The sequence below is a fragment of the Chryseobacterium sp. POE27 genome, assembly GCF_039727685.1.
In the GTDB taxonomy this organism is placed as follows: domain Bacteria; phylum Bacteroidota; class Bacteroidia; order Flavobacteriales; family Weeksellaceae; genus Chryseobacterium.
In genome coordinates, this window is sequence record NZ_CP152475.1 from 3,762,249 (window position 1) to 3,786,018 (window position 23,770).

The 23,770-nt window shown below is 37.0% G+C and carries 26 protein-coding genes, 1 pseudogene and 1 riboswitch; of the genes and pseudogenes, 14 read left to right on the plus strand and 13 right to left on the minus strand.

Annotation, left to right across the window (positions count from 1 at the left end):
- The first annotated feature begins 17 nt into the window (after positions 1-17).
- The 5 genes from AAHI02_RS18070 (at position 18) to AAHI02_RS18090 (ending at position 2,611) form a co-directional block, all read left to right on the plus strand.
- Entirely contained in the window at positions 18-458 is a 441-nt protein-coding gene (locus AAHI02_RS18070; protein ID WP_346984438.1) for a GNAT family N-acetyltransferase, read from the plus strand.
- Between the two features lie 76 nt (positions 459-534).
- The gene (locus tag AAHI02_RS18075) at positions 535-1,038 is read left to right on the plus strand and encodes a DinB family protein (RefSeq protein ID WP_346984439.1); all 504 of its coding nucleotides are present in this window, start codon (positions 535-537) and stop codon (positions 1,036-1,038) included.
- A 35-nt stretch (positions 1,039-1,073) separates the two neighbouring features.
- A complete protein-coding gene (locus AAHI02_RS18080) occupies positions 1,074-1,460 on the plus strand; it encodes a hypothetical protein (RefSeq protein ID WP_346984440.1) in 387 nt (128 codons plus the stop codon).
- A gap of 111 nt (positions 1,461-1,571) precedes the next feature.
- Positions 1,572-1,997, plus strand: coding sequence for an IS200/IS605 family transposase (tnpA, locus tag AAHI02_RS18085; RefSeq protein WP_346984441.1), 426 nt, complete (start codon positions 1,572-1,574; stop codon positions 1,995-1,997).
- A gap of 65 nt (positions 1,998-2,062) precedes the next feature.
- Positions 2,063-2,611: an L-threonylcarbamoyladenylate synthase gene (locus tag AAHI02_RS18090; protein WP_346984442.1), complete on the plus strand. Its 549-nt coding sequence runs from the start codon at positions 2,063-2,065 to the stop codon at positions 2,609-2,611.
- Positions 2,612-2,631: 20 nt separating this feature from the next.
- Here the strand turns inward: AAHI02_RS18090 and AAHI02_RS18095 are convergent, their stop codons facing one another.
- A complete protein-coding gene (locus AAHI02_RS18095) occupies positions 2,632-3,030 on the minus strand; it encodes a hypothetical protein (protein WP_346984443.1) in 399 nt (132 codons plus the stop codon).
- Positions 3,031-3,040: 10 nt separating this feature from the next.
- On the opposite strand from AAHI02_RS18095, the gene AAHI02_RS18100 reads away from it, so the two are divergent.
- Positions 3,041-3,487, plus strand: a complete 447-nt coding sequence (locus AAHI02_RS18100; protein WP_346984444.1) for a helix-turn-helix domain-containing protein — start codon at positions 3,041-3,043, stop codon at positions 3,485-3,487.
- A 10-nt stretch (positions 3,488-3,497) separates the two neighbouring features.
- Positions 3,498-4,919: an HD domain-containing protein gene (locus AAHI02_RS18105; RefSeq protein WP_346984445.1), complete on the plus strand. Its 1,422-nt coding sequence runs from the start codon at positions 3,498-3,500 to the stop codon at positions 4,917-4,919.
- Between the two features lie 150 nt (positions 4,920-5,069).
- Here AAHI02_RS18105 and AAHI02_RS18110 read toward each other — a convergent pair whose 3' ends face one another.
- From AAHI02_RS18110 to cdd, 5 genes are all read right to left on the minus strand, one after another.
- Positions 5,070-5,654 carry a hypothetical protein gene (locus AAHI02_RS18110; RefSeq protein ID WP_346984446.1) on the minus strand — a complete coding sequence of 195 codons (585 nt, stop codon included), beginning with the start codon at positions 5,652-5,654 and terminating at the stop codon, positions 5,070-5,072.
- On the minus strand, positions 5,635-6,147 hold the full coding sequence (locus AAHI02_RS18115) for a hypothetical protein (RefSeq protein WP_346984447.1): 513 nt from the start codon (positions 6,145-6,147) through the stop codon (positions 5,635-5,637). Before AAHI02_RS18115 ends, AAHI02_RS18110 begins: the two co-directional genes overlap by 20 nt.
- A 10-nt stretch (positions 6,148-6,157) precedes the next feature.
- A complete protein-coding gene (locus AAHI02_RS18120; RefSeq protein WP_346984448.1) occupies positions 6,158-6,874 on the minus strand; it encodes a TonB-dependent receptor in 717 nt (238 codons plus the stop codon).
- Positions 6,801-7,988: a TonB-dependent receptor gene (locus tag AAHI02_RS18125; RefSeq protein WP_346984449.1), complete on the minus strand. Its 1,188-nt coding sequence runs from the start codon at positions 7,986-7,988 to the stop codon at positions 6,801-6,803. The genes AAHI02_RS18120 and AAHI02_RS18125 overlap by 74 nt, the downstream gene beginning before the upstream one ends.
- Before the next feature lie 28 nt (positions 7,989-8,016).
- A riboswitch (cobalamin riboswitch) is annotated at positions 8,017-8,194 on the minus strand.
- Between the two features lie 417 nt (positions 8,195-8,611).
- Positions 8,612-9,076 carry a cytidine deaminase gene (cdd, locus tag AAHI02_RS18130; protein ID WP_346986634.1) on the minus strand — a complete coding sequence of 155 codons (465 nt, stop codon included), beginning with the start codon at positions 9,074-9,076 and terminating at the stop codon, positions 8,612-8,614.
- Positions 9,077-9,199: 123 nt separating this feature from the next.
- Between cdd and namA the strand changes: the two genes are divergently transcribed.
- Genes namA through AAHI02_RS18145 form a run of 3 tightly spaced genes read left to right on the plus strand, consistent with a single transcriptional unit; the run spans position 9,200 to position 10,932 of the window.
- On the plus strand, positions 9,200-10,252 hold the full coding sequence (namA, locus tag AAHI02_RS18135) for an NADPH dehydrogenase NamA (protein WP_346984450.1): 1,053 nt from the start codon (positions 9,200-9,202) through the stop codon (positions 10,250-10,252).
- A gap of 32 nt (positions 10,253-10,284) precedes the next feature.
- Complete coding sequence (locus AAHI02_RS18140) at positions 10,285-10,575, plus strand: DUF2752 domain-containing protein (protein WP_042719742.1); 291 nt, start codon at positions 10,285-10,287, stop codon at positions 10,573-10,575.
- Positions 10,576-10,602: 27 nt separating this feature from the next.
- Positions 10,603-10,932, plus strand: coding sequence for a CCC motif membrane protein (locus AAHI02_RS18145; protein WP_346984451.1), 330 nt, complete (start codon positions 10,603-10,605; stop codon positions 10,930-10,932).
- A 108-nt stretch (positions 10,933-11,040) separates the two neighbouring features.
- Here the strand turns inward: AAHI02_RS18145 and AAHI02_RS18150 are convergent, their stop codons facing one another.
- The 3 genes from AAHI02_RS18150 to AAHI02_RS18160 form a co-directional block, all read right to left on the minus strand.
- Positions 11,041-12,579 (minus strand): endonuclease, encoded by a 1,539-nt coding sequence (locus AAHI02_RS18150; protein WP_346984452.1) that lies wholly within the window; start codon positions 12,577-12,579, stop codon positions 11,041-11,043.
- 169 nt (positions 12,580-12,748) lie between these two features.
- Entirely contained in the window at positions 12,749-13,276 is a 528-nt protein-coding gene (locus AAHI02_RS18155; protein WP_346984453.1) for a DUF4136 domain-containing protein, read from the minus strand.
- Position 13,277: 1 nt separating this feature from the next.
- Positions 13,278-13,460 (minus strand): DUF5522 domain-containing protein, encoded by a 183-nt coding sequence (locus AAHI02_RS18160; protein WP_066441318.1) that lies wholly within the window; start codon positions 13,458-13,460, stop codon positions 13,278-13,280.
- Between the two features lie 41 nt (positions 13,461-13,501).
- Between AAHI02_RS18160 and AAHI02_RS18165 the strand changes: the two genes are divergently transcribed.
- The 4 genes and pseudogenes from AAHI02_RS18165 to hemL all read left to right on the plus strand — a co-directional run bounded on the left by AAHI02_RS18165 (position 13,502) and on the right by hemL (position 17,312).
- The gene (locus tag AAHI02_RS18165; RefSeq protein ID WP_346984454.1) at positions 13,502-13,828 is read left to right on the plus strand and encodes a hypothetical protein; all 327 of its coding nucleotides are present in this window, start codon (positions 13,502-13,504) and stop codon (positions 13,826-13,828) included.
- A 91-nt stretch (positions 13,829-13,919) separates the two neighbouring features.
- The gene (locus tag AAHI02_RS18170; RefSeq protein ID WP_346984455.1) at positions 13,920-14,822 is read left to right on the plus strand and encodes a pyridoxal-phosphate dependent enzyme; all 903 of its coding nucleotides are present in this window, start codon (positions 13,920-13,922) and stop codon (positions 14,820-14,822) included.
- Positions 14,823-14,890: 68 nt separating this feature from the next.
- Positions 14,891-15,938: pseudogene (locus AAHI02_RS18175) on the plus strand (glucosaminidase domain-containing protein); the annotation flags it as partial.
- A 90-nt stretch (positions 15,939-16,028) separates the two neighbouring features.
- Complete coding sequence (hemL, locus tag AAHI02_RS18180) at positions 16,029-17,312, plus strand: glutamate-1-semialdehyde 2,1-aminomutase (protein ID WP_346986635.1); 1,284 nt, start codon at positions 16,029-16,031, stop codon at positions 17,310-17,312.
- A gap of 475 nt (positions 17,313-17,787) precedes the next feature.
- Here hemL and AAHI02_RS18185 read toward each other — a convergent pair whose 3' ends face one another.
- The 4 genes from AAHI02_RS18185 to AAHI02_RS18200 all read right to left on the minus strand — a co-directional run bounded on the left by AAHI02_RS18185 (position 17,788) and on the right by AAHI02_RS18200 (position 23,586).
- The gene (locus AAHI02_RS18185; protein ID WP_346984456.1) at positions 17,788-17,955 is read right to left on the minus strand and encodes a hypothetical protein; all 168 of its coding nucleotides are present in this window, start codon (positions 17,953-17,955) and stop codon (positions 17,788-17,790) included.
- The gene (locus tag AAHI02_RS18190; RefSeq protein WP_346984457.1) at positions 17,942-18,952 is read right to left on the minus strand and encodes a hypothetical protein; all 1,011 of its coding nucleotides are present in this window, start codon (positions 18,950-18,952) and stop codon (positions 17,942-17,944) included. Before AAHI02_RS18190 ends, AAHI02_RS18185 begins: the two co-directional genes overlap by 14 nt.
- Before the next feature lie 375 nt (positions 18,953-19,327).
- Positions 19,328-20,749 (minus strand): hypothetical protein, encoded by a 1,422-nt coding sequence (locus tag AAHI02_RS18195; RefSeq protein ID WP_346984458.1) that lies wholly within the window; start codon positions 20,747-20,749, stop codon positions 19,328-19,330.
- Positions 20,750-20,790: 41 nt separating this feature from the next.
- Positions 20,791-23,586, minus strand: a complete 2,796-nt coding sequence (locus AAHI02_RS18200) for a TonB-dependent receptor (RefSeq protein WP_346984459.1) — start codon at positions 23,584-23,586, stop codon at positions 20,791-20,793.
- Positions 23,587-23,770: the final 184 nt, after the last annotated feature.

Consider the following 23,770-nt stretch of genomic DNA (forward strand, 5'->3'; position numbering starts at 1 on the left):
TTTTAAAACCCAATATCATGATAAGAAAAGCAACCATTCAGGATGTGAGACAATTGTCTGAACTGTTCGATCAATACAGAATATTTTACCATAAAGAATCTGATATTCCTACAGCCGAAAAATTCATAACGGAAAGAATCGAAAATAAAGATTCCGAAATTTTTGTTGCTGAAAATCAAGATGAATTAGTCGGTTTTGTACAATTATATCCTTTGTTTTCCTCTACAAGAATGAAACGCTACTGGTTGCTGAATGATTTATATGTTAATGAAAATCACCGTGGAAACGGTTATTCTAAACAATTGATTGAAGAAGCTAAGAAAATGGCAAGATCAACCGGTGCCGGCGGAATTCTTCTGGAAACCGGAAAATCGAATGATATCGGAAATCAATTATATCCGTCCTGCGGATTTGAAATTTACGATGAAGTAAATTTCTATGAATGGATCAATAATTAATGTAACAATTTAATAATGTAGCAGTTTACCAATAATTGTTACATTGCTAGACTGACACATTGTTAAACTTATAATTATGACAGAATTTCAAAAATATATACAGCGATATTTAGATTTAATTCCTTCTGAAAACTGGCTGGAAGAATTGAAAAGAACAGAAGAGAAAACAGTTGGAATTTATAGTAAACTTTCGGAAGAACAATCGCTTTTTGCCTACGCAGAAGGAAAGTGGACACTTAAAGAATTGCTTTTACACCTGTCGGACACCGAAAGGGTTTTTCAATACAGAATCCTGGCTTTCGCAAGAGGCGACAAAAATGAACTTCCTGGTTTTGACGAGGAAAACTACGCCAAAAATTCTTATGCTAATGAAAGAATACTGAATTCTCTGATAGAAGAATATCAATCCGTAAGAAAATCGTCACAGATACTGCTGGAAACCCTGAATCCTTCAGCTTTAAAGAATACCGGAGCAGCCAACGGAAATGAAATTTCAGTAGAAATTATCGGGAAATTAATTGTAGGACACAATGTGCATCATTTGAATATTATTGAGGAAAGATATTTGCCCGGTTTATGAAGTATTCCCTAAAAAATATCTTAACTCTCATAAGCTTGTTAACTTTTATAGTCTCTCTCTTCTTTGCGGCTTTTACAGTTATAGAGTCAAGAGGAATTAGAGATTATAGTTCTTTTGAGCTTTTACTAATTGGGGCTATAAGTTTTCTAGGTGGCGGAATCTTGGAATGTTTTATTTGGTCAGCGAATATTTGGTTTTTCGTATCAATAGCCTGCTTCTTTTTTAAGAAGTTTTTTGCTTCAAGTATTACAGGCATCATTGCTTTATTAATTTCTGGATCTTTTCTATTCTGGAATTCTGTATTAGTTTCAGAAAGTGGAAGAGAAGCTACTATTTATAGCCTGGAAATCGGATATTTTTTATGGCTGGCTTCAATTCTGTTTTTGATATTTTCTTCAATTTATTTGAGAGTTAAAAAATAATTTTACAAATATCAATAGGGACGGGCTTTAGCCCGTTTTTTTATTCAATACAATTCAATCGGCTTTAGCCAAAATCTAAAATAAATTTATATTTTTGGACAAACAACACAAATGTCTTATATTAAAATTTATATTCACTTCGTTTTCTCTACAAGAAATAGAATTCACTATTTAAATACTTCAGCGTTAAGAATTAAAGTCTGGAAACATATCAAAGAAAATGCTTCAGAAAAAGGAATTTATATAGATATGGTAAATGGCTACTCTGATCATTGTCACTGCTTAATTTCTTTAAGCTCGGGACAAAGTATAGAAAAAGTTATTCAGATGGTAAAAGGAGAATCATCCTTTTGGATTAATAAGAATCAATTGACAAAAGAAAAATTTGCGTGGCAGGATGAATATTTTGCAGTTTCTGTTTCAGAATCTATGATTGAAGCGGTTAGAAATTATATTAAAAATCAGGAAACTCATCATAAAAAGAAAACATTTGCAGAAGAATATAAGATGTTTTTGGATAAATTTAATTTTAAATAAGCTTTGGCTAAAGCCAATTGAATTTTTATCTTTGAAGACGGGCTAAAGCCCGCCCCTACTGAATTATGGAAAAAATAGTAGAAATATTAAAATCCGGCGGAACCATTTTATATCCTACAGATACGATCTGGGGAATTGGATGTGATGCCACCAATATAGAAGCAATTAATAAAATTTTCCACATCAAAAAACGGGAAAAAAACAAATCTATGATCATTTTGGTGGAATCTGAAAAGAGGCTACAGGATTTGGTTGACGTTCCGGAAATGGCTTGGGAAATCATCGATTTGAGTGAAAAACCGGTGACTATTGTTTATGAAAATCCTAAAGGGCTGCCCAAAGAACTTCTTGCCGAAGACGGAAGTATCGGAATCCGTTTGGTGAAAAATGATTTCTGTAAAAAATTAATTACAAAACTCAATAAGCCTTTGGTTTCAACTTCAGCCAATTTCAGTGGTGAAAAAAGTCCTTTGAAATTCTCTGATATTTCTCCTGAAATTATCAATCTGGTAGATTATGCCGTGGAAGAAGACAGAGAAAAGGTTTCTAAATATTCAGGATCTTCAGTAATCAAAATCTGGAGTGATAATAGAATAAAGGTTCTTAGAGAATAATTTCAGATCATTTCCGGAAACTAAGCCTTAATAATTTTGTAAAGTTTAACCACGGCCCAAAGTTCAAGAATCGCTATAACTCCGATCATAATGGTGTTGGTCATGGTTCCGTTTGTGACTACATTAACAATAATATCTCCGGTTTCTATTACCAGTCTTGAAATCAGGGTAATAAAAAGCCATTGAGGTTTATTAAAAATTACGGAAATCAATAAAGCGGCAACGCTGCCTAACACTCTTACTCCTGCGCTGCTAAATCCGAGCTGTGACGAATAATCTGTGATGCTTGCTCCGGGAAAAGATAATCCGGGATTGAAGGTGAAAACATAAAAGAAAAATATTCCCGCTACAATTAGAATCCACGAGAATATTTTTACCGATAAGGGAATGCTTTGATGTAAATGTAATTTGTTTTTCATCATAAATGTTTTGGTAAAATTAAATAAAAATCCAATTTCCTATAATATCTTTGGCGAAAATATAAGTATCTTTCAGGATACCAAAAACAGGATGATGAAAAATAAACAAAAACAACTGCGGCTTAGAGACGTTAATGACGTTATTTATATTATCGGTGGAAGATGGAAAAGTGCTATTCTTGCCAGCTTGTGCGATAAAGAAAAGCGATTTAATGAATTACAAAGAGATCTTCAACATATTACTGCAAGAACTCTGATCAGGGAACTCAAATTTTTAGAGCAAAACCTACTGATTACTAAAAAAGAGCTTGACGGAACTTCTTATTATATGCTTTCAGAACATGGCAAATCTTTAGAACCTCTGATAGAATCTATCGTGACATGGGGCCAAAAACATAGAAAATTAATTATAGAACAAAAGGATGATACGCTTATCTTTGCAGATTCTGAATTTTGACATATTTAAAATGAATATCAATCTTAATCAAAATAAAAACCTTAAACTTTTTAAAATAATTTCTGAAGTCGCGGAAAGTAATGGTCAGTCAGTGTACATCGTTGGTGGTTATGTCCGTGATTTACTGATGAAAAGAAAAGCTTCTACAGATATTGATTTTGTAACTGAACAAAGCGGAATTGAACTTGCCCAAAGCGTAGGAAAAGAAATTGATCCCAAGATGAAAGTTTCTGTTTTCAAAACGTACGGAACGGCAATGATTAAATACAAAGACCTTGAACTTGAATTCGTTGGTGCCAGAAAAGAAAGCTATACCGAAAACAGCCGCAAACCGGAAGTAGAAGGTGGAACGATTGAAGATGACCAGAAGAGAAGGGATTTTACGATCAATGCCATGGCAATTTCCCTTAATAAAGATAATTTTGGTGAGCTGATCGATCCTTTTAATGGTGTTGATGATCTGGAAAAAGGGATCTTAAGAACACCCCTGGAACCGTCACAAACGTATTCAGACGATCCTTTGCGAATGATGAGAGCGATTCGTTTTGCGTCGACCTTACAGTTTCAGATTGAAGAACAATCTTTGGAAGCGATCAGGCAGGAAGCGGAAAGAATAAAAATTGTTTCCAGGGAAAGAGTAATGGTCGAATTTAACAAAATCATGCTTTCCGAAAAGCCTTCGCTTGGCTTAAAATTAATGGAGCAGACAGGTTTAATGAAATTGATCATTCCCGAATTGATTGATCTGAAAGGAGTAGAAGAAGTTGAAGGACAAACGCATAAAGATAATTTTTATCATACCCTGGAAGTGGTAGACAATATTTCGGAAAACACAGACAATTTATGGTTGCGTTGGGCTGCATTACTTCATGATATCGGAAAAGCGCCTACCAAAAAATTTGTGGAAGGTACAGGCTGGACTTTCCACGGACATGAATTTTTAGGTTCTAAGATGGTGAAAACTTTGTTTCAGCGGTTGAAATTACCTTTAGGACCGGATATGAAATATGTTCAGAAAATGGTAAAACTTTCGTCCCGTCCAATTGCACTCATCACCGATGATGCCTCTGATTCTGCATTGCGGAGACTGCTTTTTGATGCCGGTGAAGATATGGAAGATCTTTTTACACTTTGTAAAGCCGATATCACGACAAAGAATTCCAAAAAGCAGGAGAAATTCAAGAAAAATTTTGAATATGTTGCGGTGAAAATAAAGGAAGTTGAAGAAAAAGATCAGGTAAGGAATTTTCAGCCGCCAATTTCCGGTGAAGAGATTATGTCTATGTTTAATCTGAAACCCGGTCGTGAAATAGGAATTTTAAAGGAAAAAGTAAAAGAAGCCATCCTTGAAGGTGAAATTGCCAATGACAGTGAGCAGGCCAGAAGTTTTGTGATTGCAGAGGCCGAAAAATTAGGATTAACCTTAGCATAAAATTATATCAATATAGATCGTATAAAGCAATGGATTTTCAGTCTGTTGCTTTTTTTTGTTTAAATAAAATCCGGGCGGTTTCGAAGAAACCGCCCGGAAAAAAACACAAATGATGAAAAAATAAATTTCTATTCGCAATAAAGCGTAATATTAATTTTTGTAAAATCCGTTTGTTGCGATTCCTGTATTGAAAGATGATAACAGAGAACCGTTGTTCGCGTTGTAAACGGATACTTTGCTGTCTGAAGTGAATGTTTTTGCATCCGCTACATATAATCTTCCGTCGATTACATTGAATCCGTACAGATTGGTAACTCCTGTTAAGGTAACAAGTGGAGTCGTAGGAACTGTTGTAGAGCTGATATTCATAGAATATACTTTACTGTCGTTCACAAAATAGAATTTGTCAGAATCTATTTTCAGCTTCTGTACCTGCGGGATAGCCGTTAGAGTAACCGTGTCAAAAGATCCTGTTGCAGGATTGATTTTATAGATATAAGAATTGGTGTCATTAGAAGTAAGTGCATAAGCGAATCCATTATATGATACAAGATCTTTGATAATGGCGCCTGTGTTTGGTAAATCTACTGTTTTAGAAACAGCATTTGTTGCCGGATTCACGATTGTAATCGTATTTCCTGTTGGATGACTTGCATAAGGAGGTGCTGAATCATAATAAATACCATCTGTCTGTACTACGATATTTCCCCCTGCTTCAACTACTTTTTTCGGCATATCTGTCGAAGTTGATGCTTTTTACAAATGAATTGTCGTTGGCATTATAAACATTCAGTTTTTTTACCGTTGAAAAATTGTTGTTTGTCACAAAATATTGATTTCCTGAATACGCGATGTATCTCGGATTATCAAGGTTTGATGTAACGGTAGCCTGTTTTCTGAAAGTATGCTTGTTTACAATTTCAATTTTATTAGGCGAGTTCATCACCAAATAAGCATAATCACCTCTGAAGCCAATTGTTTGCAAAACACTCCCTAAAATTTCGTTGTTATTATTTGCAGCGTAGATTCCGTTCTGTAAAATCCCTAAATCGTTGCTTACATACGAAACGTCAGAGGTCGGTGTTGAGAACCCTCCTTCATTGGAAATGATGATACCGTTTGCATAATCTACCTGTGGTGCTTCCATCACAAATTCGTCATCGCTACAGGCAATGTTGAACAACAATGCTGAAGCAAATGCAAGAGATAAAATTTTTCTGATTTTCATTTATTTTCATTTAAAAATTAATATTCAAATAGATACTGTAGTTTCTTTTAGGCAGTGGATAAAATGCCGTTGTCTGATAGATTTCGTTAAAAATATTATTCACCTTTCCACCGACGGTATAATTTTTAAGAAAAGTTCCCGACACGCCTGCGTTCATCACAAAATAAGGTTCCAGTGCAGAACTTCTCTTTTCTTCGGTATCGGCATATGTAAGACCATTGTACATCCCTTGAACATAGATTTTCATGAATGAATAACGATAGTCAATATTCCCGAAAAACTTATGAAGCGGAACATACATCAATTGCTTTTCCGTCTCAAGATTGGTAGATTTCGTGTAAGAATATCCCAAATTTGTTTTTAAAATATGCTTCCCGAATTTCTTCTCATATTCGATTTGAGAATCCAGACCATATGACTGCACTTTGTAGGTATTTACAGGAGAATAATATCCCATATTGCCTGGCAGCCAGGTAATCATATCGGTGATCCTGATGTAATATGGCGTTAACGTAAGTTTTACACCTGCAATTTTAAATTGGTTTTTAAGGTCAAACTGATAAGCTGTTTCAGGTTTCAGATTAATATTTCCGCCCGGTTGCCAGTAAAGATCATTAAATGACGGATATCTGAAATTCTTAGCTACATTCAGATTAAGATTGTACCAGGTTACGACGTTCCAGTTTCCCGAAAATGAAAGTAAAACCGGTGAGCTGTAATCTTCCACAAAATCTTTTTTTAATTCCGGCTTCAAAACGCAAATCTTTTGTAGCGAAATACCTTAGCAATCCGGCTAAAGAACCAACATTTCTGCTGACATCTTTAATACCGCTCATGTATCCTTCTGCTTTATTCACCTGAAATTCTCCGATGATATTGATGTTCAATTTTGAAGTCAGGAAATAATTAAAATCATTCTTCAGAATATAGTTTTTTCCTGTTCCGCCACTGCTTTTAGGATGGTCAATATTGTCAAAATACTGGAAGTTTTCCTCAGTGTAAGCTGCACGGAAAACGTTGCTCAGTTTAGAAGTATTCCAGTCCCAGACAAGGAGACTTCTTACATTTTGGGTTTTATATTTTGTTTTGGTATAATCATCAAGAAATACAGGGAAATGTTGATTTCCGTTGAAAAATTCAGTGATCCACGACAACTGGTGATGGGGAGCAATTTTGTAAGCCGCCGCAATATTGAAATTCGTGTTGGAATATTGTCCGTTTCTGTTGATATAGTTTCGTGATTCTTTTACTTTATAATCATTTTCGCTCTCCGAATAATTTCCCGAAAATTTAAAACTGAATTTCTCGTTGGAAAATGAAGCTTTTGCAAAATTATTATAAGTGCTAAAGGATGCAGCCTCAGAAAATATTGATGCATGAAAACCCTTATTAAAATCTAAGCTGTTATTAAGGTGCACCGTTCCTCCAATTGCTCCGCTGCCGTAGACAACTCCCACACTTCCGGACTTTACATCAAGCTGGTCAAATCCCATAAATGGAATATTGTTCACATCTCCCTGTCCTAAAAATTGTGAATTGATATTGATGCCATTCCATACAAAAGCGGTCTGCTGGGCTGTTGTTCCCCTGAAAGAAGGCGATGAAGCTGCACCACGTCCGTTTTCTTTGATATAGACTTGAGACTGGAAACGTAATGTTTCGGAAAGGTTGGTTGAGTTTTTCTGTGCGTCTTCAGGACTGATGGTATTCACTTTATGAAAAAGTTTTACCTTACTCATTTGGTTATCAAAAACATAAACCGTGTCAATAGCTTTCTCCTGCGCGGAAAGAAAGCAACCATAAGCCGAAAAAATCAGTACCAGAGATCTTTTTATATCCATTCTATTTTACTTTTCCTCCGAAAGCAATGTATTTAGTTACAATTCTGGCAGGTCTCCTGACTTTCGCTTTTCTACACCTTCCCGTTTTCACAGTGGTTTGTCGTAGAAATCTTTAATGCGATCTACAGTTGCGGGGACAGTCCGGGATTTTCGCCCGATTCCCTTTTCATTCCAAATGATTGGAAACCAAAATTTTTGCAAATATAAACTTATTACGCTGAAATCCAAAAACAGAACATGATTAAAGCCGTATTACGACTTTTTAAATCAATTCAATTTAAATTTTAAGGAGCCGGGAACCTGCTTTCCACTGCAATTCCTCATTACGCGGCTCCGCCGCTCCACTCCGGGATTTTCGTTGCAATCAGGGCTAAGGGTTTCAGGTCAGGTGGCTTCGACAAGCTCAGCCACCACAAAAATAACAGTTTTTCTAAACGGTAAGAATTCCCCTCCTTTGGAGGGGTGGATTAATTTTCAGAGAAAATTAAGACGGGGTGGTTTAAAAATGCTAATTTCAAGAGTCAATTGTGAACTGTCAATTTGCTTCGCTTGTCAATTTTTCAATTTTTTAAAATTCACCATTCACTTACAAAACAAAAATTCATCATTCACCCGAAAAATTGCTACAAAAACGTAGAATCAAAATAAAACGGCAGCAAATCTTTTATCGCATTCACTTTTACTACTTCTTCACTCATGCTGGAAAAATAAAGATCAATATTTTCATTCTGCTTGGTCTCGTATTCCATTAAGCTTTGCCTGCAGGCTCCGCATGGCGGAATCGGTGGATTTTTCTCATGAAATTCTTTAGGGCCTCCTACTACGAAAATCTTCTTGATCTTCACATCAGGAAAATTAGCTGCAATCCAGAATAAAGCTGTTCTTTCCGCACAAAGCCCCGAAGGATACGCTGCATTCTCCTGATTGTTCCCGGAATAAATTTCTCCGTTTTCCAGCAGTACCGAGCATCCTACCAGAAAATTGGAGTAGGGGGCATACGCATTTTCGCGCGCTTCCTTTGCTCTTTCAAATAATTTTTTTTCTATGCCGTTCAGTTCGCTGCTATTCTTAAAATATTCGTAACTGATGTGAGTTTCTTTTTTTCATATATTGTGGATTAAAAAAAGGGGGATAAAATTACTTTTTTTTCGTGAGGTGGGCAATATAGGCCTACTCTTTGCAGTTCTCAATTTTTTAAAATAAAAAATAAAATGTTATATACTCCGATCAGATTCAGAAATGTTGAATTGAAAAACCGCTGGGTAATGTCGCCCATGTGTATGTATTCCAGTGAAAACGGACTTGCAAATGATTTTCATTTTGTTCATTACGGAAGCAGAGCTCAAGGCGGGACAGGATTAATTATAGTGGAGGCCACCGGCGTTGAACCTCGCGGAAGAATTACCAATCACTGCATGGGAATCTGGAATGATGAGCAGGCAGAAAAACTTCAGAAAATTGTAGAATTTGTTCATGAAAATTCAGACAGTAAAATAGGAATTCAGCTGTCGCACTCCGGAAGAAAAGGTTCTACTGAAAATACTATTCAGATTCCTGTCGAAGAAGGTTGGGAGACGATTGCGCCAAGTCCGATTCCTTATCATCCGACGGAAAGAATTCCTCATGTTTTAACGGGTGAAGAAATTAAAGAACAGGTTCAGAATTTTAAAAATGCTGCAAGAAGAGCAGTAAAAGCTGGGTTCAACATTATTGAAATTCACGCAGCACATGGTTATCTGATCCATCAGTTTCTATCACCCCTTTCTAATATCAGAACCGATGAATATGGCGGAAGCTTTGAAAACAGAATCCGTTTTTTAATTGAAATTGTAGATGCGGTGAATGAAGAACTGAATGATAATATTGCTTTATTTGTAAGAATTTCCGGAACTGAATATGCAGAAAATGGCTGGAACATTGATGATAGTGTTGAGTTGGCGAAAATTCTAAAGAGCCATGCTGTTGATCTTGTAGACGTTTCCAGTGGTGGAAATATTCATGGAGTGAAAATTCCACTTTTTGACGGATATCAGGTTCCGCTTTCTTCACAGGTGAGAAATAAAGCTGCCGTAAAAACCGGAGCCGTAGGTTTAATTAAAAAAGTAAACCACGCAGAGGAAATTCTGCAAAAAGGTGATGCTGATCTGATTTTTATTGCCAGAGAAATTTTAAGAAATCCTTATATAGCCGTTCACGGATCATTTGAGATGAATGAAGAATGCTTTTTTCCGCATCAGTATCTGAGAGCAAAAATATCTTCGTAATTTTTATATATTTGATCAACAAAAACGAAAATATGAAAGCAGAAGATTTCATGCTGCCTTGTCCGACCAAGAAATTTCTTGGAATAGATTGTTTTGGTTGTGGCAGCCAAAGAGCTATTTTGATGGTTTTTGAAGGGAAATTTACAGAAGCTTTTCATATGTTTCCCGCCGTATATACATTACTTTTATTTTTCGGGGCAATAATTCTTAATTTTATAGATAAAAAAAGAAATTACGGTAACGTATTAATTTTTTTGGCAATTATTAATTCAGTCATAATGGTAATTTCTTATTTTTACAAGCACCACATTTTTATACATTAAATAAACACGAACATTAAATTATAAACTATGAATCAAAAATTACCAAACGCAACAGTCGTTTTAGTATTAGGAATTGTATCCATTGTAACATGTTGCTGCTATGGCGTTATAGGCCTTATTGCGGCAATAATTGGTCTTGTTCTCGCGAATAAGGATCTTGTTTTATATAAACAAAACCCTGGAGAGTACACCAATTATGGAAACTTGAATGTGGGAAGAATACTTTGTATTATTGGTATTGTTCTGAATGTAATTTCTGTTATCTATTACATTTACATTATTTCTTCTGTAGGAGTTGATGCTCTTTCAAATCCTGAATTGTTGCAGGAAAGAATCAGAGAGATGCAAGGAAATTAATTTCTTCACCTCTTAAAAATAAACTCCTTCTCTCAAACGAAAGAAGGAGTTTTTATATTTGTTGAAATCAAGTAGAAACTATCAGCTTCTCATTCATTATCCATCTTATTATTTCACAATAAATTTAACACTCGCCGAGTCCATTTTTAAAATATAAATGCCTTGTGGAAGGTTTTTAATTTTAATTGAATTTCTGCTGTTTTTAAAAGGCTGATCAAATGTTTGCATCACTTTTCCCTGAAGATTGTAAATCTCAGCTTTCCTGATGTTTTGTGTCTCACCTTTTACGAAAATTTCATTATTTGAAATCGGGTTGGGTGAAATCTGTAATTTGGTTTGATTTGTATTTAATTCGCCAGAAGAGATTTGTGCCTGTCGTGATGTTCCTGAATAACACGTCCAGCTCAGGTTATCAATGGCTACTCTGTTGCTTGTCGAAGTATTTTCCAGCTCCACCACTACATTTCCTGTAATGTTAATATTGCTGATGGTTGTTGTCGTGGTATTTGTACTATATGGCACTGTTCCTACTGTCGTTCCATTCACTTTTACGTTGAACGTTCCGTTTGATCCTGAGAATTTCAGTTGTGTAGTCACAGTTAATGAACCTATTCCGTTCGCAGAACTGCCGGACGTTAAAGCTCCGTCTCTTACGGTAATCGCTTTCGTGGAAATAGTCTGATCGGTTCTTGCATCTGTTGCCGTCCATGAAATTCCGTTATTAGTCCAGGTTCTTGTAAGATAAGAAGAAGAGCTTGTTGTCGGGATTGTTTCGAAAGTCTCATTAGCACAAGATGTCGAAGTCGGAGGATTTGTCGTTCCGCCGCCGGTTGAGGATCCTGATCCCCAGATTGAATTAACATAATTCGGGTTATCGATAAAAGGATTTCTGTTTCCCTGGAAAGTGTATGAAGCATTATTTCTGTTGATCTCTGCCTGCGATACCGGATCCTGATTATGCCATGCCAGTAAAACATTCAGCTCCCAAGTCTGCAATCCCGGAAATGTTGAATTGCCCAACATATTTCCTGAAGAAAAAGTAGAAAGTTTGTTTTCATAGCGTGTTACAAAATAGAAAATCATTCTGGCAACATCGCCTTTAAACTCATCAATCGGTTCGAAAACCGTTCCCGAATATCCCGGAGAAGTTGAATTTCCCAATTTAGAACCGTTTTTAGATGTAAATGTTGCTGTTCCTACTTTTCCGAAAGGGTAATTGGAGCGCATACCATTCACTTTACCATCGGTGGCTCTGATAAAATTGATATCGGAAACCATCGGCGAAGCTTCATTAAATAAACTTTGAGGAACAATATGCTCTCTGTTGTAGCAGTTTCCTTCTACAGAATAGGTTCCGCATTGGTTGGTTACCGGAGTGTATTTGTACGGGTCGGCTCCTGTCGGTTTTTCAGAATAGATATCCAGGATCGAGCCGTCATTTTCATAATTTTTATCGATGTCGGTCGTTTTGTAGCCGGTCCAAAGTCCGCTGTATCCCTTGTCCTGATGCCCGTTGGTAATAATTGTGCTTAATGCCGTCTTTAGAGGCGCTCCCGATAATCCGTTTGCCGAATTATAATATCCTGAAGGTGCCTGAGCATTGGCCATAACGGAGGCGAATGCAAGAATTAATAATGATTTTTTCATGTTAATATTTTAGTCTGGTAAGATTAACACAAATTTATGAATTAAGAATTACGGAATTGTTAATTCTGATTTATTATTCTAAAATGTGGTGAAATATTTATTTAATAATAACAGAAAAGCCAATACAAACACTGTATTGACTTTCTATATATCTGATTAATTTTAGATCTTATTTTCTTTGCGGAGGATAATTTTTCATAATTTCCGCCATGATTTCAGGAATTTGTTTTTGCTTAGCTTTTGGACGATCCACGGAAATTCCGCTTCCGATTCCCTGCCAAACCAGTTTGTTTGATCTTGCATCTACCATATCCACGATGATGGCGCCTTCGTTGTAATTGCTGGTCCAGGTTCTGTTCATCCCGATTCCCCATCCGAAAGGTCCTCCCCAGCCCCAGGCTCCGTAAGGAGAAGAGGTCGTAACGTCGGTGATCTTCTTATGGTTGGCCTTTACATTAATGATCAGATCAGGATTTTCCCCCGATTGAAGACCCTTGGTCTGCAGTTGTCTCGAAAGTTCATTTAAAACTCTGTCTTTGTCGATGTCATTCAGTTTCAGATCATCAATTCTCAACTTGTAGGTTTTGTAAGTGGTGAAATTTGCAGTATCCGCATAATCGGAACGTACATTGAAAGGACTACAAGATGTCAAACCCAAAGTAGCCGAGGCTAACAAAATAAAAATATATTTTTTCATTTTATTTATTTTTTTTATCGTTTTTAATAAATGTGTCGGTTTTTTTATCGTATCCGTAAGGACAATGTCTACAGCCACTTTTACAGCAATATCCTCTTTTTAGATGAAACTTTTCTGTAAAAACCTTATACCCCTGCTCGTTGTAGTAAAAATCTTCACCTTCTTTGATGTCAAAAAGTGCCATAGGTTAAATCTCTAAGCTAAAAAACTTTTATATTTGTTAGTATGATAATTGTATGCCAGAAGCCTTTAAAAATATTAAAAATCAGCGGCATTACGCTTTTCCCTTTTATCTTTATTAGGAATCTCGAAGATAAGAAAAATAAAGTATTGATTAATCATGAAAAAATCCATTTAAGGCAACAAATGGAAATGCTGGTGATTTTCTTCTATATTTTCTATGTCGTTGAATATTATTACTGGTTATTCAGACTAAAAAATCCTTATCAGGCCTACGGACAAATTTCGTTTGAAAGAGAAGCTTATGCCAATGAACATGATCTGAATTATCTTCAGAAAAGGAAATTATGGAGTTTCAGGAAATATCTTTGATCATATTTTTATTTCCGTCAGGATTTATTTTAAGTTTTGTTTAACTAATTTATAAAGTATCATGTAAAATAAATTCAGGAAATTTGCAGAGATGAAAATTCCGGAAATACATATTCCTGTCGTTGAAATTCCTGTCGGAAAAAAGGTGAAGCTCTTTATGAAAAGAGAAGATCTCATTCATCCTGAAATTTCCGGAAATAAGTACTGGAAATTATTCTTTAATATTAATAATTATTTGGATAAAAATCCTGAAAAGCCTTACATCATTACTTTCGGAGGTGCTTTTTCCAATCATATTGCTGCCGTTTCTGCTTTAGGAAAACTTTCCGGAATTCCCACACTGGGCGTTATCAGAGGAGAAGAATTAAAAGATAAATGGCGCGAAAACACCACCTTGGTTTTTGCTAAGAAAAGCGGAATGAATTTAAGGTTTGTTACTCGTGAGGAATACCGCCACAAAGAAAAAATTGCCGAATTTTTACAGAAAGAATTTCCCGACGCGCTCATTGTCCCTGAAGGCGGAACCAATCAGGAAGCCGTAGAGGGCGTGAAAATGATGCTGAATAACGAAACAAAAGATTTTGATTATCTTTGCACCGCAGTCGGAACAGGAGGTACGATTGCCGGAATCTCAAAATTCTGTGAAGAAAATCAGAAAGTTATCGGCTTTAAGGCTGTTAGTGATTCTTCACTGGAAAATAAAATATCAACATTAACTCCGAAAGAAAATTTTAGTTTAATAGATTCAGCTTTTGGAGGTTATGGTAAAATAAATGATGAGAATATCCGTTTTATCAATGATTTTAAAGATCATTACGGAATTCCGCTTGAACCGATCTATACAGGAAAAATGATGCAGAAGATTTTTGAGATGATAAATGAAGAATATTTTCCTGAAAACAGTAAAATTCTGTGCTTCCATACCGGAGGATTACAAGGTATTGAAGGTGCAAATATGCTTTTGGAAAAACAAAACAGAAATTTAATTATATAAAGTAAAATTGAAAAACATGAAGCACTAAGTGTTCCATCTTTCATTTTAAAACAATAAAAAATTATAAGATGAAAAGACTTTTCTTATTCGTAAGCCTTTTAGTTTTATCAAAATTCTCAGCCCAGACCTGGGCTACTGAAGATCAGTACATCCAGAAATTTGCCAAATACGCAGTAGAAGAAATGGAAAAATACAGAATTCCCGCTTCTATCACCCTCGCACAGGGGCTCTTGGAAACTGGAGGCGGACAAAGCCGGCTGGCATTGGAAGGTAAAAACCATTTCGGAATCAAATGCAAAGAAGACTGGACGGGCAAAACCATGAAACATACGGATGACGCACCCAATGAATGTTTCAGAGTGTATGACGATCCGCGACAATCGTATGAAGACCACTCGATATTCTTATCCACAAGAAAATATTACGCAAACCTTTTTTAATTTGGATATGAAAGATTACAAAGCGTGGGCAACCGGCCTGAAAAAAGCAGGATATGCTACCAACCCACGTTATGCTTCCATATTAATAGGGAAAATTGAAAAATACAAATTATACGAATTCGACAATACCAGTTCAAAAGAAGTTCTGTATGCAGTCCTTAAAATGTACCCAAATCTAAAAGATGACAGAGTTTTCATGGCCCAACTGGAACCTGAAAAATATACCAGAAAGGTGAAAGATCCTGTAACGATAGAAGTTCCGTATAAGCAGACCTCTTATGCTCAGCAGCAGAAAAGAGTGGAAAGAATAAAAACAAAGGCTGAAGTTCTTAATTCTATTTTAATTAAAAGTCACCCGAACGATGGTTTGAAATACATCGTTATCCCTGAAGATACGAGTGTGGAATATATTGCTAAGAAGTTTAAAATCAGCGAGAGCAAACTGATTAAATGGAATGAGCTGGAAGGTGACACATTACACAAAAATGACATTGTTTTCCTTGAATCCAAGAATTCCGCGGGAAATACAGCAACCTATAAAGCCGAAGCCGGAGAAGATATGCATGATATCGCCCAAAAATTCGGCATTAAATTGAATAAATTATATGCTAAAAACAGAATGGATGAAGGGCAGAAACCTGCAGCCGGACAGTTGATTTATTTAATTGATAAAAAAACCCAGAAACTAAAAATTGGTTGTTTGGTTTTGGTTGATGGTTTTTTTGACCGACAACGAGCAACCATCAACCCGCAACTATCAACAAAAATGAAATACCAAAGAAGTTCAGCTTTATTCGATGAAGCTTACCAATACATTCCGGGAGGTGTAAATTCCCCTGTTCGTGCATTCAAATCTGTAGGCGGAGTGCCGGTTTTTATGAAATCTGCAAAAGGAGCTTATCTTACCGATGCCGATGACAATACTTATATTGATTATATTAATTCCTGGGGACCTGCTATTTTAGGCCATACCCATCCTGAAGTTTTGGAAGAATTAAAAATTCAGGCAGAGAAAGGTTTTTCTTTCGGAGCGCCCACCGAGCTTGAAACAGAGATCGCTAAATTTATCGTGGAAAACGTTCCGAACATCGATCAGATCAGAATGGTTTCCTCAGGAACGGAAGCCTGTATGAGCGCGGTAAGACTTGCAAGAGGATTTACAGGAAGAGATAAAATCGTAAAATTTGAGGGCTGTTATCACGGTCATTCAGATTCATTCTTAATTAAAGCGGGAAGTGGTGCTGCTACATTCGGAAACCCTAATTCTCCGGGCGTAACGGCAGGAACCGCAAAAGATACTTTACTGGCAAGGTATAATGATTTTGAACAGGTTGAAGATTTATTCAGACATAATCAGGGGCAGATTGCAGCGGTAATTATCGAGCCTGTAGCCGGAAATATGGGTTGTGTTCTTCCCGAAAACGAATTCCTACAGAAATTAAGAAAGATCTGTGACGAGAACGGTGCTTTGCTGATATTTGATGAAGTAATGACGGGTTTCAGACTTGCTTTCGGTGGCGCACAGGAACTTTTTAACGTAAAAGCAGATCTTGTCACCTACGGAAAAGTGATTGGTGGCGGGCTTCCGGTAGGAGCTTTTGCAGGAAGAAATGAAATCATGGATCATCTGGCACCTAAAGGCGGCGTATACCAGGCTGGAACACTGAGTGGAAATCCACTTGCTATGAGAGCCGGACTGAAGACATTACAGTTAATTAAAAATGATCCTGAATTTTTCAGCAGATTAGCCAAAACGACGGAAACGTTAGATTTTGAAATCGGGAAAATTTTAAATGAAAAAGGAATTGCTCATAAGATCAACAGAAAAGGATCGATGATGTCTGTATTTTTCCATATCAACAGAGTCAGCAACTTTGATGAGGCGCAGGAAGCCAATCATGCATTGTTTAACAATTTCTTCCACCAGATGCTCACCAACGGAATTTATCTTCCGCCAAGTGGTTATGAAACCTATTTCATCAGTGATGCCATTAAAGACAGGGAAATTGATATGACACTGGAAGCAGTGAGAAAATTTGAATATTCTTAGTTATTTAAAGATAATTTTAAAGGATGAGGTTAGTAACTTCGTCCTTTCCATTTAAACTAAAATCAGATCGGGAGAAATTTTTTTAGTATCAGTAGAAATGGGCTTTAGCACATTTACATCCATATAAATAATCCAGGCTTTAGCCAAAATCTATTATAATTTGGTTAAAGCCTTTATTTTGTTCCTTATTGAAATATCGGGCTGAAGCCCGATGCTACTGATAATTATTATTTTGTTAAGAACATCAAGCTTGCCATTCATAACACTGCTGCTGATGTATTTTACGTCTTCAGACGGGTAAAAATATTGGCCTGAACATATAATAAAATGGTCCGGAGAGGTTCATTATCTATCCGGTGGGATGATTTACCTGCCACGACAGGTTATGGAAAATAAATATATCTTACTTAAATATTTTAGCTATAAATAAAAAGCACCGGAAAAATCCGATGCTGCTGTATATTTTTTATTATTCTTACTGTAGAGATGACCATCCTATTGCCCATGCCGGACTTGCCAGCTGATTTCCTGCACCGGTAGCATCAGATTTTTCGTTGTAGGTTGAAGGCTGTATGGTTACGCTGGAACCATCTGTTGCTTTTGCCGTCATTTTATTGGTAACATTAGTATCAAAAAAAGACATCTTTTATTTTGCTTTGTCCGTTGATGTAGGTTACTGTAGGATCGCTTTCAATACTGAAACCGTCTGTCCAGTTGGAGAGAACTACATTCTCAAAGCTGGCATACGTTCCTGAATAAAGCCTTATCGCCTGCGATTCTCCGGTAGTACCACCGATAAGCGTTACGTTTTTTAGGGTAGGGTTGGATCTTGGAGAGGCATCGGCATTAGCCGCATTGTTTATTCCTTTAATTCCGGTATTTCCGGTACCGCTGGTTCTTCTTTTTGTATAAATATTGGATGCAGTTCCGATCCACCCGTCGGTCCACACAAAGGCATCATCTGCATTACTTACGGAAACAATGTTAGAAATATTTACCGTTCCCCCATATAGCTGGATACCGTCTTCAGTTCCGTTTACGACAGCGATATTTTCTACTTTGGTATCACTTCCCACGCCGTACAGGGATAGACCGTTGAAGTTTTTATCGGTTGCAAAGCTGATTCCCGCATTTTCAATCCTTACATAGGTTAATGACCCTGAATTATCCGTAGCGGCTGTTCCTCCGTAAGATGCATTTCCGACTTCCGTAATGCCAGTTGCTCCGGTGTTGATAGGAGCTTTCCCGCAGATTATAATTCCTCCCCAGCTTCCTGCGGTAGCAGCGGATGAATTAAATGTCACCGGTGAGGCCGATGTTCCGTTAGCATAAATCTGCCCGCCCTGTTCTACAAGGATATATGAGTCTGCAGCTGCCGTTGCGACGATTCTTGTTCCGGCTGGGATCACGAGCTTTCCGCCATCCTTTACTCTTACTGCTCCCTTCAGTACATATACTTTTGTGGCATCAAGTGTTACGACCTGTCCGCTGCTGATATCTCCTTTGAAGTTGGCAGGATCCTGCGCAATTCCTACAACAGCTATCGTGGCTACATCATCGTCTTCCGTACAGGAATGAAAGATAAAAGAAGAACTTATAATAACAGCTGCCATGATGAGCTTCAGATAGTTTTTTTTCATAATATTTTCAGATTAAAGACCCGTTTCTGTTTTCAGAAGACCAAATTACCATTTTTCCTTGTATTTTCACAATATAGATGTGGTAATCTGCTTTAACAAAATATTTAAACTTAAACCATTAAGATTGATTTAAGAAGTTAAGAGGTGTTAAGTAATCCATAAACGGATTGAAATTGTTGCTTATGAATATCTTTGATATTACATTAATTAAACTAAACTCCTAAAATTAATCTTAATGGTTAAAATAGATTTTCCCTTAAAAACTGAGCTCCTTCGAAATTCCTGTAAACCTGTTTATTATTTACATATCAAAACAGCATCGGAAATATTTCCGATGCTGTTTTTTTAATTTGATATGAAGAAACTAATTACTAATTATAAATTGTAGTTTGTCCAACCAGCGTACCAAGTATCGTTACCATCTTTTACAGCTCCTCTGTAAGTTACTGCTGTAAACCAGCTTGTTAATTTAGTGTTAGTGAATACCCCACCTGTTAATAGAGGAGAACCTGAAGCTGGAGAAAAGTTTGGCGTTGTTCCTGCCGGAGCCCATGCATTTGTCAATTTCACATCAGCAGTGTACGTCAACGTTGAGTTTCCGTTAGCCGTGTACCAAGCGGTAAGATCTGCTAAAGTGAAAGCTGTAGGAGATGATGTAGAAGCTCCGAATTTCAACGGCGTTACCGTACCTGCAAGGATATTATTCTGGAATGCAAGACTTGAATTTCCGATGTTGTTATCTGTTGGAGTACCTTTGGTAGCATCAATAAATAAACCTACCGGATATCCTGTGAATACAGAGTTGAATACAGAGATTGCAGAATTTCTTCTGATCTGTAATGCATTCTGGAATAAAGAATTGATTGTACCTACGTTTGTAGATGTGCTTGAAGAGTTGATAGGGCCAATGATCGTCATATTTGAGAATGTAGCCGATGTTTTCGGAGTTAAAGAAGATCCGTTTGCATCATTATCAGATTCGAAAGCATTAGATCCTGAAACGTCAGCCACCTGAGAATCTCTTACCGCAATGCCGAACTGAACTTTTCCTGAATACCCGTTATCTGTATCGAAATCGTCATCAAGACCTTTGTAAGCAATAAGGTGAGAACAGTTTACCGTTCCTCCAAACCATTCGAAGCTATCGTCATTAGCATAAGAAACCTGTACATAATCTACCGTAGTTCCGCTCCCTACACCACCGAAAGTGATACCGTTGATTTCTTTGTCCGGTAAGAAAGCATATCCTGCATATTCTACTCTTACATATTTTAATACACCACTGTTGTCAGCAGCATTCGTTCCTCCGTAAAGACCCAGTCCTTCCGTGTTGTTGATCCCTCCTTCGATTTCACCTACACCAGCCTGTCCGTTGAAAGAAGCATTGGTAGGCGCAGCTCCTAAGATTACTAAACCTGCCCAGTCTCCTCTTTTAGGACTTGGTTTTTCTGAAGTAAAGATAATAGGGTTACTGGCAGTACCTTCTGCCATGATCTTGCTTCCTCTTGTAATAATTAAAGCACCGTTTTTATCAGCCTCACCAACGATTTTAGTACCTGGCTCAATAGTTAAGGTAGCTCCGTTCGTTACATACACCAATCCTCTTAGTTTATAGATATTATTGGCTTTAAGGGTAAGATTTGAAGTGATTTTTCCTGAAAGGATAAGGTTTTCAGTGCTTCCGCTACCTGAACCATTCTGAACTATAGTTTGCCCATCTTCTTCTATGTTTCTACATGCTGTTACAGTAGTTGCTAGAGTACCAAGCATTAAAGAGTATAAAACAAATTTTTTCATGATATAAAGACTTATTTTTTTTATTAGATAATTGATTTTAATTAAAAGCTGTATCCAAGAGTCAGACTGATATTGGTACCTGTTACTCTGTCGATAGCAAGTGCATCTGCACTGTCGTATTTTTTGTTGTTGTTTAGATCGTGGTAGAATTTCGCGTGGCGGTTCAGGATATCTGAAATGTTCAGTTTAATTTCACCTTTTCTCTGCCATATTTTCTTAGCTACCTGGAAATCAAGAAGGGGTCTTGGGTTTTCCCAGATCGGCGGAACCTGATCGTTTCCTACATACAGAATCCTTCTTCCGATCATGTTGAAAAGCACCGTAGAAGACCATCCTGAATTTTCAGCATCATACTGAAGGCTTACGTTTACCGTATAAGGCGACTGCCCCTGCATCGGTCTGTCTACATTTGTAGCTTCGTCTGTCACTCTGTTTTTAATTAAAGCGAAGTTACCGCCCAATGTGAAGTTTCTAAGAGCACTCATGAAGTCCAGTTTCTTTCTGAATTCCAATTCAGCTCCGTAGGCATCGGCTTTATCTACGTTTAAGTAGTTGAATGTATTACTGGTTCCTACCCCTGATTGGTTGAAATACAATTCGATAGGATTTTTAAAGTTTTTATAGAAACCTGCCACGGAAAGAATCTCACCATTTCTAGGATACCATTCCCAACGAACATCGGCACTGGTGATTTTAGTTCTCTGGATAAATTTGTTACCAATCACGGTAGCTCCCAAATCAAAATCATAATATGCTAATGGGGAAACTTCTCTGAATTCCGGTCTTACAACAGTCTGCGAACCTGCAACACGTAGATTCATGTTATTAGTAAGCTTAAATGTCATGTTTAATGCCGGTAAAAAGTCTGTAACACGCGTATTTACAAAACGGTCGTCGCTCTTTTTGGTGCTTCCTACCAATTGGTCAAAGTTCTCGATTCTTAATCCCCAAACTGCTCTGAACCATGAGTTGATATTATTGTCAAATTGTAAATAACCTGCATTCAGGATTGTATTGGCGATATATCTGTACTGGTTTCCGGCGATCTCGTCAAAGGTAAATTTATTACCACCCGTTCCGAAGTTTTCAGGATTGAAAATGGTTTCAAATGGCTGAGAAAGCAATGCCTGATTATATCCTGCCAGTCTTACAGAGAAAGGTCTTGAGTTATAAACCCTGTCCTTTACCTGGAATAAATATCCTCCTTTGATAGTTTGTTTCTGACCAAACATCTCAAACGTTTTGGATACATCTCCACCGGCGTTATATAAATAATCGCTTAGCGTAGAGTAGAATACACTTCCTGATTTTTGAGAAAGACCATTCGAGATCAAAGCCAGATAAGGGCTTCCGTTGATGTCAGGATATTGATTGTACTGTAAACGCTGTAACAATGGAATGTATTGATCCAGAATACCGAAGCTTCCGTACCAGTTGAAGGTAAGACCTCCCAAAGCATCGATTTTATGCGTTCCGGTAAGCGTCGAATTGTAGAATGTTGTTTCTTTAAAGCCAATTTCTCTCGCAATGATATTTGTTCCGTTTACAGGATCAAATTCAAAATCTTTTCCTGTTCTGAAAGACATATGGTTCACCGTATTATTGGTGATGATGTTTTTCAGGGAAATTCTGTTATTGTTATTAAGTTTTAACGTTAAATTTAATAAACCTCCTAAAATAACATCATTCTGGTATTTCTCAGTGTAGTAATCGAAATTGGTATCGGCTAAAAGCCCGTTGATCGTGAAAAATCTGTTGTTGGTTTCAATTTTTCTTTTGTTGTTGCTGTAATTCAATACGGCAATAACGCCTAAGTCTTTTCCGAAGAGTTTTGTATTAAAACCTCCATCCAGCTGTAAGCTTACATTTTCAGGGAAACCGTTAGAATTGTATCCCAGATTTTTTACATATTGTTTTCCGAATTCGGTTTTATCTGCATCCCCCAAAATACTGAAAGAATTCTTTGCAGGGAATCCTGTAGGAAGCTTTCTCGTTCCGTCATCAATTCCCAGGAAATCCCATTTTCCTCCTTTTTGCATTTTAAACTCGTGTCCCATAGTGATAGAGTTTCCTCCCACACCCACTTGTGCATTGAAAAAGTTTTTGTTCGGGATGTCTTTTGTATTTACCTGGATCAATCCACCTCCCCATTCTCCACTGTATTCCGGGATGAACGTTTTGTTGATGACAAGTGTTTCGATCACGTTTGCCGGGAAAAGGTCAAAAGAGAACGTTTTTCTGTCCGGTTCTGTACTGGATAATTGAATGCCATTCAGCATTGCCTGGTTATAACGGTCTGATAAACCTCTTACAACAATGTATTTTCCGTCGAACAAACTCACTCCCGAAACTCTTTTCAAAACTTCTCCTGTATTTCTGTCCGGACTTCTTTTAATAGCCTCAACACCGATTACCTGCGAAACTACCCCGGAATTTCTTTGCAAACCGATGGTAGAAGCGATGGTTTCTTTTCTTGCGTTGGATTTTATAACAACTCCTTCGATTTGTTTTTCCTTCGTAGAAGTAGGCTTGTCCAGAACGATATCAAGGTGGGTGTTGGCATCATTTTTCACAATAACCTCACTGATTTCTTTTCGGTTGTAGCCGTTGGAAGTTACTGTGATGACGTAATTAGTTCCCGGTGGAAGGCTCAGAGAATAGTTTCCGGAAATGTCAGTCGTAACCTCCTGATCATTTACCTTTACTTTTACCCCTTCAATAGGAGTGTTGTCTTTCTCGTCCAATACCCTACCTTCTAGAACCTGGCTTTGTGCGAATGCGTAACCAGCGGAAAACAAGGCAAGCAGCATAATGCTCTTGTGGATTTGTTTTTTCATTTTTACTATATCTTACTCGATTCTTTCGGTGCAAAGAAAGAAAGAATAAACCGGGTATATGGTTTAGCAAAATTTAATTTTTTCTTAACTAAACATTAAGAAAAGGATATAATTGTTAACTTTATGTGAACGATACCCGTTTTGTTAAACTGTGATTAAAATATTATTAACTTTGATGCGTAAA

Bases quoted from the DNA above. Each gene is read 5' to 3' on its own strand.
- AAHI02_RS18070 (WP_346984438.1), top strand. From the start codon at position 18: ATGATAAGAAAAGCAACCATTCAGGATGTGAGACAATTGTCTGAACTG.
- AAHI02_RS18165 (WP_346984454.1), top strand. From the start codon at position 13,502: ATGATAATTGTATGCCAGAAGCCTTTAAAAATATTAAAAATCAGCGGC.
- AAHI02_RS18125 (WP_346984449.1), bottom strand. From the start codon at position 7,988: ATGGATATAAAAAGATCTCTGGTACTGATTTTTTCGGCTTATGGTTGC.
- namA (WP_346984450.1), top strand. From the start codon at position 9,200: ATGTTATATACTCCGATCAGATTCAGAAATGTTGAATTGAAAAACCGC.
- hemL (WP_346986635.1), top strand. From the start codon at position 16,029: ATGAAATACCAAAGAAGTTCAGCTTTATTCGATGAAGCTTACCAATAC.
- AAHI02_RS18150 (WP_346984452.1), bottom strand. From the start codon at position 12,579: ATGAAAAAATCATTATTAATTCTTGCATTCGCCTCCGTTATGGCCAAT.
- AAHI02_RS18110 (WP_346984446.1), bottom strand. From the start codon at position 5,654: ATGCCGAAAAAAGTAGTTGAAGCAGGGGGAAATATCGTAGTACAGACA.
- AAHI02_RS18185 (WP_346984456.1), bottom strand. From the start codon at position 17,955: ATGTCTTTTTTTGATACTAATGTTACCAATAAAATGACGGCAAAAGCA.
- AAHI02_RS18195 (WP_346984458.1), bottom strand. From the start codon at position 20,749: ATGAAAAAATTTGTTTTATACTCTTTAATGCTTGGTACTCTAGCAACT.
- AAHI02_RS18155 (WP_346984453.1), bottom strand. From the start codon at position 13,276: ATGAAAAAATATATTTTTATTTTGTTAGCCTCGGCTACTTTGGGTTTG.
- AAHI02_RS18090 (WP_346984442.1), top strand. From the start codon at position 2,063: ATGGAAAAAATAGTAGAAATATTAAAATCCGGCGGAACCATTTTATAT.
- AAHI02_RS18200 (WP_346984459.1), bottom strand. From the start codon at position 23,586: ATGAAAAAACAAATCCACAAGAGCATTATGCTGCTTGCCTTGTTTTCC.
- tnpA (WP_346984441.1), top strand. From the start codon at position 1,572: ATGTCTTATATTAAAATTTATATTCACTTCGTTTTCTCTACAAGAAAT.
- AAHI02_RS18115 (WP_346984447.1), bottom strand. From the start codon at position 6,147: ATGAAAATCAGAAAAATTTTATCTCTTGCATTTGCTTCAGCATTGTTG.
- AAHI02_RS18145 (WP_346984451.1), top strand. From the start codon at position 10,603: ATGAATCAAAAATTACCAAACGCAACAGTCGTTTTAGTATTAGGAATT.
- AAHI02_RS18075 (WP_346984439.1), top strand. From the start codon at position 535: ATGACAGAATTTCAAAAATATATACAGCGATATTTAGATTTAATTCCT.
- AAHI02_RS18105 (WP_346984445.1), top strand. From the start codon at position 3,498: ATGAATATCAATCTTAATCAAAATAAAAACCTTAAACTTTTTAAAATA.
- AAHI02_RS18095 (WP_346984443.1), bottom strand. From the start codon at position 3,030: ATGAAAAACAAATTACATTTACATCAAAGCATTCCCTTATCGGTAAAA.
- AAHI02_RS18160 (WP_066441318.1), bottom strand. From the start codon at position 13,460: ATGGCACTTTTTGACATCAAAGAAGGTGAAGATTTTTACTACAACGAG.
- AAHI02_RS18140 (WP_042719742.1), top strand. From the start codon at position 10,285: ATGAAAGCAGAAGATTTCATGCTGCCTTGTCCGACCAAGAAATTTCTT.
- AAHI02_RS18170 (WP_346984455.1), top strand. From the start codon at position 13,920: ATGAAAATTCCGGAAATACATATTCCTGTCGTTGAAATTCCTGTCGGA.
- AAHI02_RS18190 (WP_346984457.1), bottom strand. From the start codon at position 18,952: ATGAAAAAAAACTATCTGAAGCTCATCATGGCAGCTGTTATTATAAGT.